The 5,665-nt window shown below is 38.4% G+C and carries 10 protein-coding genes and 2 pseudogenes; all 12 read left to right on the top strand.

What is annotated here, in order from left to right; translation table 11 throughout:
• Positions 1-96 precede the first annotated feature (96 nt).
• Entirely contained in the window at positions 97-594 is a 498-nt protein-coding gene (locus JHD69_RS18915) for a hypothetical protein (protein ID WP_199141902.1), read from the top strand.
• Positions 595-681: 87 nt separating this feature from the next.
• A pseudogene (locus JHD69_RS21120) lies at positions 682-939 on the top strand (RHS repeat-associated core domain-containing protein); the annotation flags it as partial.
• Positions 940-948: 9 nt separating this feature from the next.
• On the top strand, positions 949-1,110 hold the full coding sequence (locus JHD69_RS21115) for a hypothetical protein (RefSeq protein ID WP_233166052.1): 162 nt from the start codon (positions 949-951) through the stop codon (positions 1,108-1,110).
• Between the two features lie 16 nt (positions 1,111-1,126).
• The gene (locus tag JHD69_RS18905; RefSeq protein WP_233166050.1) at positions 1,127-1,597 is read left to right on the top strand and encodes a hypothetical protein; all 471 of its coding nucleotides are present in this window, start codon (positions 1,127-1,129) and stop codon (positions 1,595-1,597) included.
• The gene (locus tag JHD69_RS18900; RefSeq protein ID WP_199141900.1) at positions 1,597-2,064 is read left to right on the top strand and encodes a hypothetical protein; all 468 of its coding nucleotides are present in this window, start codon (positions 1,597-1,599) and stop codon (positions 2,062-2,064) included. Before JHD69_RS18905 ends, JHD69_RS18900 begins: the two co-directional genes overlap by 1 nt.
• Positions 2,065-2,121: 57 nt before the next feature.
• Positions 2,122-2,307 (top strand): annotated as a pseudogene (locus JHD69_RS21110) (RHS repeat domain-containing protein); the annotation flags it as partial.
• A complete protein-coding gene (locus tag JHD69_RS18895) occupies positions 2,305-2,868 on the top strand; it encodes a colicin E3/pyocin S6 family cytotoxin (RefSeq protein WP_233166054.1) in 564 nt (187 codons plus the stop codon). The pseudogene JHD69_RS21110 and the gene JHD69_RS18895, both read left to right, overlap by 3 nt.
• 6 nt (positions 2,869-2,874) lie before the next feature.
• On the top strand, positions 2,875-3,222 hold the full coding sequence (locus tag JHD69_RS18890; RefSeq protein ID WP_199141898.1) for a hypothetical protein: 348 nt from the start codon (positions 2,875-2,877) through the stop codon (positions 3,220-3,222).
• Between the two features lie 582 nt (positions 3,223-3,804).
• Positions 3,805-4,125, top strand: a complete 321-nt coding sequence (locus JHD69_RS18885) for a DUF6883 domain-containing protein (RefSeq protein ID WP_199141897.1) — start codon at positions 3,805-3,807, stop codon at positions 4,123-4,125.
• A 21-nt stretch (positions 4,126-4,146) separates the two neighbouring features.
• Positions 4,147-4,338 carry a DUF4926 domain-containing protein gene (locus JHD69_RS18880; RefSeq protein WP_199141896.1) on the top strand — a complete coding sequence of 64 codons (192 nt, stop codon included), beginning with the start codon at positions 4,147-4,149 and terminating at the stop codon, positions 4,336-4,338.
• A gap of 22 nt (positions 4,339-4,360) precedes the next feature.
• On the top strand, positions 4,361-4,648 hold the full coding sequence (locus JHD69_RS21105) for a hypothetical protein (protein ID WP_233166049.1): 288 nt from the start codon (positions 4,361-4,363) through the stop codon (positions 4,646-4,648).
• 18 nt (positions 4,649-4,666) lie between these two features.
• Positions 4,667-5,665, top strand: a 999-nt coding sequence (locus JHD69_RS18875; protein WP_233166048.1) for an RHS repeat-associated core domain-containing protein, incomplete at its 3' end; no start/stop codon positions are given.

The following is a 5,665-nucleotide window of genomic DNA, read 5'->3' as shown; positions in this document are numbered from 1 at the left end:
CCCCCCCCCCCCCCCCCCCCCCCCCCCCCCCCCCCCCCCCCCCCCCCCCCCCTTTTTAGATGTGTATAAGAGACAGGCACTAGAGTCGTTAGAATAATGGATACATTTCAAAAATATTTTTTAGTAATAATATTATTTTCTTTGTCTTGCTCTAGTCAAAATGATGAGTTTTTGTATAAACTGCAAGACAAGGTCAAAAGAAGTATTGAAATAGCAAAAAAGAATAAACAAAAATATTCAACATTCAAATTAAGCTCTATTACAAGCTTTAAATGGGATAAATTCTATATTTTTGATGAGTTTACAACAGAAGAAAATATAAATGAGATTACCGGATTAAAGTGGGCAGGACCTGATGTCCCTTCAGGATGTAAAAGAATATTGTTTATTTCTAATAATGAAGTCGTAAGCTATTCCGACTTTGATCCCAGTGTTTTTCCAGTATTCTTTTATACTTGTGAAGCAACAGAGCAATATGTTTTTGATAAAAAGGATGACAGAATCGCAACCTTTGAAGCTTGTGATAAAAACGGTTGTGTACTAGCAATTATACCAGAAAGGTGCATTGATAATTTTAAGAGATTGTATCAATAATTTGGAAGTCGTGTAATTTGGTGTAAGTCTTTATCCCGTTTACAAGCTAACGGCGTATTAATCGAGATTTATAATCTTAATCCTTAAATATATACTGTACAGCATAAGATTTCAAAATACCACCGCTCTGGCCCGAGGAAATCAGCGGGGAGCCCCGTATCGCTGGACAACAAATATCTGTACAACGGCAAGGAGCTGCAGTACGAGCTGGAACAGTACGACTATGGGGCAAGGTTCTACGATCCGATGATAGGGAGGTGGAACGTAGTAGATCCACTTGGAGAGAAATATCATTCTATCACGCCTTATAACTATACTGATAACAACCCAATAAATAACATAGACCCAAACGGAATGGAAACTTACTATGGAGATGATGCAAAAAATCTCTTGATTAGTCTGCAACAAGCTATGGGAATAATTTATAAAAATGATGAAGAAAAAGAAAAAGATTCGGAACAACCAGTAAATTTTTTCCGTCCTACAAAAAAAAGATCCTACACAGAAAAAGTTTAATGATGTATATGATTTGATGAATCTACCGGGTAATTATAGGAAAGGAGATGGAGTCTTCTCTGTGTATGGCCACGGTGGCGGCTGGAGAATAGGTGACCATAAAGAAGACCAGGGACCGAATCAAGGAGTATATATGTATACCGCAGATGACTTTGATAAGGTCATGTCGGAAAAAAGCAACGCGTATAAAAAAATCCTCCAGGAAAACAAACCATTTACTTTAATACTCTATGCTTGCCTATCTGCTTACGAATACACAGAGAAAGATGTCTCGATGGCTCGTAAAATCTCCAAAAAACACCCACAAGCAATTATTATTGGTTTCGACGGTTATGCTATGTATGGAACTAAAGACGGAAAACCCGCAGTAGTCGGAAGTAGTAAAGACCTGACATATAATGATAATAAGGGATTTATAGTTACTTTTAAGAACGGGAAAGAAATTAATAGACAGAGTTTTGCTGACTTTTTAAAAACAAAAAAATAATGAATTTAAGAATTTCACTCATATTAATTGCCATAATACTATTTATGGGATGTGTAGATAGAGAAAAAAAGAAAGATGGCTCCTCTCCATTAAAAGAGCATGCAGTTAGCTTTAATAGTAAGGATGAGATAAGAAGTTTAGTTAATAAAGTTGTTTTGGGCGATACAAATTCGTATATCAAGTTAAGGGATATATATATGGATAGTAACCATGGGCGAGAGTTTTTGGTTTATTCTATCATTATGGCCGAGAACTACAATTTTGCGCAAGCATATTTTGATACATATCTAGCATTGAAGACAGATATTGTGGATAGCAGTAACCAAAGGAGCAATAAACTTGCAAACTACTATCTTTTAAAGGCATATGAAATGAAAGTTGCAGATGCAAACTCTTCTATAATTGAAAGATTCAACAAAAAGCATGGCCTTCCAACCTCTAAAGAACTTTGGATTGAAATTAATTAAACGGCAAATATTAAGCTTTGACTCTAGGCAGGCTAAACGTGTTGTATGCCAATCTATAAGGGCCTTTATAACGGCAAGGAGCTGCAGGAAGAGCTGGAGCAGTACGACTACGGGGCCAGGTTCTACGACCCTATAATTGGAAGATGGAATTCGGTAGATCCGCTGGCGGAGATGAGCCGAAGTTGGTCGCCATATAACTACGTACTGAATAATCCGATCAGATTTATTGATGTTGATGGTATGTATGCTGGTGAATCGGGGTCCTATAAGCCTGGTGATAAGGATTTTGCAGATGTGATAGCCTATTTTGGAATTGGGCAAAATCAGGATGATAACAAAGAACAGGATAAAGGTAAAAAAGAAGACAAAGAACCAGTTTATAAACCAGTGCCTCAGGGGTATAAAAAGGAAGGACTTCCTGGATTTCCAGGGTCTAAGCCATTACCAAATAAAGAAGGGGCGCGTCCAAGCTGGGACTTGGGCAAAACAAGACCTGGTGGTGATCCAGAATTAAAAGTGCCAAAAGGCTGGTGGGGAGAATGGGATTCTAAACGTGGGGAAATAGAAGTTTATGATAATAATGGAAAACACAAGGGAGCTTATGATCCAGAAACGGGGAGATTTAAAGGGAGAGCAGATCCTAAAAGAAGACCGACTTATAATAAGATAGAAACAAGTGAACCTGACTGGGAATCGACACCACAATCACCATCTCAACCACCTGTAAGGCCAAATCCAATAATATTAATTGGAGGAGCAATAATAACCGTAGTAGGAGCCATTTTTATGTTGGCAGGAGGATAAAAAACAATGAAAAAAGAAAAATATTATTACCAGGCACATCTAGAAGTAGTTCTGATAGGAACTGATTTTATCTTTGGTTTTATCAATATCTCCCACATTCCATTTGAGAAATTTGAAGAAATGTTTCTAGATCAAGTTAAGCAAGAGCGTTTCCTATTTGATGAGGGAATGGGATATACAATCAAAAAGAAAACGTACCTCAAGCATAAGAAATACCTAGACAAAGAGATTCCATTTACATTCGATTTTAAACTTTTTAGTTATAGTGTGCATTTGACGGGAGACAAATTAGATAAATTGCCAAGATGGTATTATGAGGAATTACCTAATTGTTTTTCAGACACCAAGATTTGAGGAGTTCAATTTTTTTTGGCCTTGGATTATCATGGAATAATCAAACCCTAGCCTATTAAATATACAGCTTATAGGGACTAGAACCGTGGTAAATGAATCAGAAGTACTTTTTAAGAGGAACTACAACAGGTGCTAAAGTTACACAGGTAAAACCTTAAATTGATAAGAAATATGGAGAAATTTCCGCATTTAAAAAACGAACAGGTTGCTTTATTGAGAGCAGATATTAATACAGGCATAGTATTGGATAAGGATTACATCTATGCGACACTGTAAATCAGGAGGTTTATACCGTTTTTGATAATATAAATTCTGCGATAGAATTTGCAAAATCAATTATATTGGAAAGAAATGATATAGAATGTGGAATATATGGAAACGACCCTGTTGCACTTCTAATATTAACTAGGGATAATATAGGGTCGTATTAATGAGCGGTATTACTCCTAAGTAGGGAAGGCTTGGGAACAATCTTCATGGAGGAAGGGACTACGAGGAATAAATTACGACAACGATGGTAATCCGGTCCATATATCCTATATTAAATTTGAAATCAATCCTCCTTTTGGGCCAAAGGGGAGTTTGGCACTATTATCCCGATTATCTGTAGAAGAAAAATTAGCAGGTTATTTATTAAATGCTGAACACGCAGTTGGAGCAAGCAAAGCAAAGTGGTTTCAGCAAGCACTGGGTTATACTCAAGTAAATTCAGCGGGATTGGCAAAACAATTAGTGTTCGATTCCAGTAAAGCTGTTCAAACCGCCGTAACCCAATATGGAACCAAGTTTAATCAAGTTATAAAAGTTACTGGAGCCAATGGGCGAATAATTGAAGTTATGACAGCTTGGATTAAAAACAATGATAATGTTGTTAGATTAATCACAGCATTTCCAATTAAATAGATAAACCCACATTAAAATACCATGATAAAAAAATATGATATAGTGAAGGCCATAAAAACTTTAAATGATAAAGTTTTTGAAGGATGTAAAGGAACCGTCCTAATAATTTATCCAGACTTTCCGTTGGCTTTTGAAGTAGAGTTTGTTGATGAAATGAATGAAACCTTAGACGTCTTAACGGTAAAAGCAGATGACATTGTAAAAATGGAGTGACCTCAAAGGTGTACGAATAGAATTGGTTGACCAAAGCCTTTCCTATAACCAACCGAACCTGCCGGCAACGGTATCGGGCGGGGGCATCGGCCTGGCCTACCTGTACGACGCCACGGGGGCCAAGCTGAGGAAGGCGAACACAGTGAGCGGGACCATTGTCGACTACGTGGACGGCATCCAGTACACGAACAGCACGATCGACTTCATCCAGACCGAGGTGGGCAAGGCACAGAACAACGGGGGCACCTACACCTATATCTACAACCTGACCGACCACCTTAGAAATGTGCGCTACGTTTTCGATATTTAAGGAGGCGTTGTACGCCGATTGCAGGAGGACAACTACTATCCCTTCGGCCTGAGGAAGTCCGCAGGTAGCCCCGTATCGCTGGAGAACAAGTACCTGTACAACGGCAAGGAGCTGCAGTACGAGCTGGAGGCTTACGACTACGGTGCAAGGTTCTATGATCCGATAATTGGAAGATGGAACGTGGTGGATCCGTTGGCGGAGAAATATTTACAATTGTCTCCATATAATTATGTAGCAAATAACCCAGTTATCTTTATTGATTCTGATGGTAAGGAAATTGAAATTGGAAATAATACTGCTGGTGCATTAACTAATCTCGCGAAGATTGCTGCAACAAGTAAAGGTCAAGAAGTGTTAAATAGACTAGTGAATTCTAGTGAAACGTATGTGACTAAATCGACATTTTTTACTAGAAGTTCGCAATATGAAGATAGGACTATAAATTATGTTGGGAACAGCTGGTATAGCTCAATTGATGGTGGATCACCTAAAAATGAAATGATAATGGGACATGAACTGTATCATGCCTATCAAGATGATACTTTTCAAATCACAAAGAATAGAGACGGAACGGTACAAAATAGACTAGCATTGGAAACACAAGCTGTTAATTTTGAGAACTATCTAAGAGATGCATATGGTGATGATCAAAAGAGAGATAGATACAGTAATATAGAAGGGGGACAGAAAGGTAAAATTAACCTTAAAGACTGGAATATTGATAATGAACAAGTTAGAAATTTTACAGGCTTGGGTAATAATGGTGATAAGACGAGTTATGGTTTTAGCTATACGAAAAAATCTGACAAGAAAGCCAAGCAAACTGTTTATATGATAGTGTCAGTTAATGAGGGCAAAAAGTTTAATTATCAAATTTTTAATTCTAAAGATGCTGTCTCTTATACACATCTCCGAGCCCACGAGACAGTACTCATGATCGCGTATGCCGTCTTCTGCTTGAAAAGGGGGGGGGGGGGGGGGGGGGGGGGGGGGGGGGGGGGGGGGGGGGGGGGGGGG

The organism is Pedobacter sp. ASV12 (assembly GCF_016429155.1).
GTDB lineage: Bacteria > Bacteroidota > Bacteroidia > Sphingobacteriales > Sphingobacteriaceae > Pedobacter.
Note: the sequence above shows the minus strand (reverse complement) of the source record. Positions and strands in the feature narration are given on the sequence as shown.